At 60.9% G+C, this 3276-nt stretch carries 3 protein-coding genes and 1 pseudogene; all 4 read right to left on the bottom strand.

What is annotated here, in order from left to right; genetic code table 11:
• Positions 1–270: 270 nt before the first annotated feature.
• Positions 271–1083, bottom strand: a complete 813-nt coding sequence (locus HLUSI_RS0119870) for a competence/damage-inducible protein A (protein ID WP_016835611.1) — start codon at positions 1081–1083, stop codon at positions 271–273.
• A 72-nt stretch (positions 1084–1155) separates the two neighbouring features.
• Positions 1156–1989, bottom strand: coding sequence for an EI24 domain-containing protein (locus tag HLUSI_RS0119865; RefSeq protein WP_016835610.1), 834 nt, complete (start codon positions 1987–1989; stop codon positions 1156–1158).
• A complete protein-coding gene (locus HLUSI_RS0119860; RefSeq protein ID WP_029363802.1) occupies positions 1989–2975 on the bottom strand; it encodes a sterol desaturase family protein in 987 nt (328 codons plus the stop codon). Before HLUSI_RS0119860 ends, HLUSI_RS0119865 begins: the two co-directional genes overlap by 1 nt.
• 45 nt (positions 2976–3020) lie before the next feature.
• Positions 3021–3276 (bottom strand): annotated as a pseudogene (locus HLUSI_RS29740) (polysaccharide deacetylase family protein); the annotation flags it as partial.

The following is a 3276-nucleotide window of genomic DNA, read 5'->3' as shown; positions in this document are numbered from 1 at the left end:
GGGAGTGGTATTCGTTATGATGATTGCTCTGCCCCGGTTTGCTTTACTGGTTTGTTGACACAGTTGTAACGCTGCAAGATTTCTGCAAGTAGTTGCAAGTAGTGCTTGTGCAATACCCGTTATTCAGCAATGAGGCGTATCCCCGTTCTACCCGTAGCGCCTCAGAGCAATCTTTGTCTCCTCGGTATCTGATTTCCTCCTAAGATACCGTTTCTGATGCCTCGGTGAGCCGGGGCATTTTTTTGCCCACGGCATCATCTCCGACTCAGTTCAGTTTCCACTTGCCTGCTGGTAATCCGCCTTCAACTGGCGCAGGCCCTCTTCCATCTTGCGGAAAGCATCTTCCACCTGCGCTGGTTCTCCTTTGACCCCGAGGTCGATGTGGCGGCGCGTCTTGTCGTCACCGACATGCGGCAAGCTGAATACCTTCACGAGCGCAAACTCCGCCTCGATGGCTTCCATGAGCGGCGTCAGCGTCGACTCCGGCATGTCGAATACCAGCACCGACTTTTCCGCACGCGCGACGCGGTGGAACAGATGTGCATAGTGCGTATCGAGCACCCATTCAAACATCGGCCACGCCATTACCGGAAAGCCCGGCGCGAAATAATGCGCGCCCTCGCCGCTGACGTTCGGCACAAAGAAGCCGGGGATCTTGTTGAACGGATTGGGAATGATCGAGGAGCCGACCGGAAACTCGCCCATCTTCAGGCGATGCAGGTTTTCCGGCGCGTCGAACACAGGCGTGATACCGGCCTCGCGCGCGGTATCGGCGATGCGTTCCTGGATTTTGACCTTGGCGTCAGCATGCAGCGCGAGCTCGACGCCCAGCGCCGCCGCCGCGCACTGGCGCGTGTGATCGTCCGGTGTGGCGCCGATGCCGCCGGTGCAAAACACGATATCTTCGCTGGCGAAGGTGCGCCTGAGAGTGTTGGTGATACGTTCAGGATCGTCGCCGACGTATTCGGCCCAGGCCAGTTGCAGGCCGCGTGCCGTGAGCAATTCAAGTACTTTGGGGAAATGCTTGTCGACGCGTTTTCCGGAAAGGATTTCGTCGCCGATGATGATGAGTCCGATAGCCATAAAGATCCGTTCGCTTCTGCTGGTGGTAACCCGGAATTATGCCCTGATCCGGATAATCCGGCTGCGCCCGGCTCAGTTGCCGGCGGAAGAAGCAGAAACCGTGTCGGCGCTCGCCGCAGCGCGCAGGCTGCTCAACGCTTCCAGGCAATAGTATTGGAACCACAACCCCGTGAAGACGAACACCAGCACGTACAGCCAGATTGCACCTGCCGCCAGTATCGGAAAGAAAATCACGGACAGCGCGCCGCCCAGCCACAGCAGCGTAGGCGCAGCGCCCATGGTGCCGGCGATGGCGCCGACCAGCAGCAGCGGCCAGCGATGCGCATGCAGAATCGCGCGGCGTTCTTCGGGCGTGGCGTAGTCGGCCAACGTGTCGTACGCCATCACGCGATACGTCAGCCAGCCCCACAGCAGCGGATGGATCACGAACGCCAGAGGCGGGAAAATCGACAGCGGCAAGGTCACGATCCAGCCGAACACGAACACCGCAAAGCACCACAGCGAGGTCCACAGGCTGCCCGCCACCGAACCGCCGTGACGCTGTTCGAGATGCGCATAGTGACGGCCGCCGACGTGGCGTGCGATCGCCGGCACCGCCCACAAGCCGACGAACACCAGCGCCGTCAGGATCATCAGCGGCAACAAGGCCCACATGGCGATCAGCGGCACGATGACCGTCTTGAGCGCACCCATGTTGAACCAGCTGAGAATCGAGCCGGCCACGCCGAAGCCGTTGTGGCCGACGAAGTAATCCTGCAGCCAGTCGATCATCGGCTGCAGGCCGAGCCACAGCGCCACGCCCCAGAGAACGATGGACATCACGAACGGCAGCACCGTCAGCAACAGCATGCGGATATGCAGCTGCGACAGCAGCGCGCGCCCGAAGGAGATGGTCATCAGGCGCATCAGCGCGCCGCCTTGCGGGAAAATTCGACGATGCGCTTCAAGCCCAGCCATTGCTGCGCCCAGAAGCCGCGACCATAGTCGCGTCCCTTGCCGGCCGGCGGCGGCAGCTGGTCGCGCACGCCAGTCATGGCAAAGCCCTGGCTGAAGTGGGCGGTGCGGAAGAGCACATCCCAGATCGGGAACAGCACGGCAAAATTGTGCCCGCCCAGCGAGTTGCGGCCCCGGCTTTCATGGCCCAGGCCGACGGCGTGGTGCGTGCGATGGAAGCGCGGCGACACCAGCAGGTATTCGCCGATGCGGCCGAAATGAATACGCACGTTGGCATGTTGCAGACTTTGCAGCATGCGCGACGCCGACACCAGCAGGATGTATTGTCCGGGCTGCACACCGATGGCCAGCGCCACGATGCCCATCAGGACATCGCGCACCAGGTCGTCGAGCAGGTGGTTGCGGTCGTCGCTCCACAGGTTCATGTTTTCCTGGCTGTGATGCAGGCTGTGCAAGGCCCACAGCCAGCGCACGCCATGTTGCGCGCGGTGATACCAGTAATCGCAGAAATCCAGCACGATCAGGTACAGCAGGAAACTCACCAGGGCCTGGTCGGTCACGCCCGGCCAGACATCGTCGAGATTGAACGTGCCCCAGCCTTCCCAATGCAGGAATTCGCTGAGAGTGGACATGAGCGGATCGAGCAGAAAAAACACCAGGATCGAGAACGCGCCGAGGCGATGCACGGCGGTGTAGATGAAGTCATTCCAGCGCGCGCGCGGATCGGTGATGGGATGCACCGGGATGGCCGACTCCAGCGGACGCAGGATGAGGAAGAGGATCACCAGCTCGCACAGGCCCACCAGGACGAATTCGGTGCCGGTGAACGCCTCTTCGACGAATTCGCCCAAGCCAAGCTTGAACACCATCGGTTGGACGATGGTTTCGAACAACCATCCCTGGACGGTGGCGAACAAATCGGAAAATGCCTGAATCATGTGCATCATGATGATTGCCTGGATAAACGCTGCGCTGGTGGGTGCTTACTTGATGACGGCGGTTTGCTGCTTGTCGAGCGCGGCCCGGTAAGCCGGATGTTCGCGCAAGGTGGCGAAGCAGAAGCCCTTCTGTTCCAGCCCGGAAATCAGCGGCTCCAGCACGGCCGGCGCCCACGGATCCTTACGCGACCAGATGCCCAGATGCGCCATGACGATATCGCCGTCTTTCAGCTTGCGCAAGGCTTGTTGCAGCAGCATGGCGTTGGGCCATTTTTCGCTGGGCAACTCGTCGCCGGAGAAG

Source organism: Herbaspirillum lusitanum P6-12 (assembly GCF_000256565.1).
In the GTDB taxonomy this organism is placed as follows: Bacteria; Pseudomonadota; Gammaproteobacteria; order Burkholderiales; family Burkholderiaceae_D; genus Herbaspirillum; species Herbaspirillum lusitanum.
The sequence above is the reverse complement of the archived record's forward strand: the minus strand, read 5'-3'. Positions and strand labels throughout refer to the sequence as shown.

Coding starts and splice junctions, on each gene's coding strand:
- HLUSI_RS0119870 (WP_016835611.1), bottom strand. CDS start 1,083: ATGGCTATCGGACTCATCATCATCGGCGACGAAATCCTTTCCGGAAAA.
- HLUSI_RS0119865 (WP_016835610.1), bottom strand. CDS start 1,989: ATGCGCCTGATGACCATCTCCTTCGGGCGCGCGCTGCTGTCGCAGCTG.
- HLUSI_RS0119860 (WP_029363802.1), bottom strand. CDS start 2,975: ATGATTCAGGCATTTTCCGATTTGTTCGCCACCGTCCAGGGATGGTTG.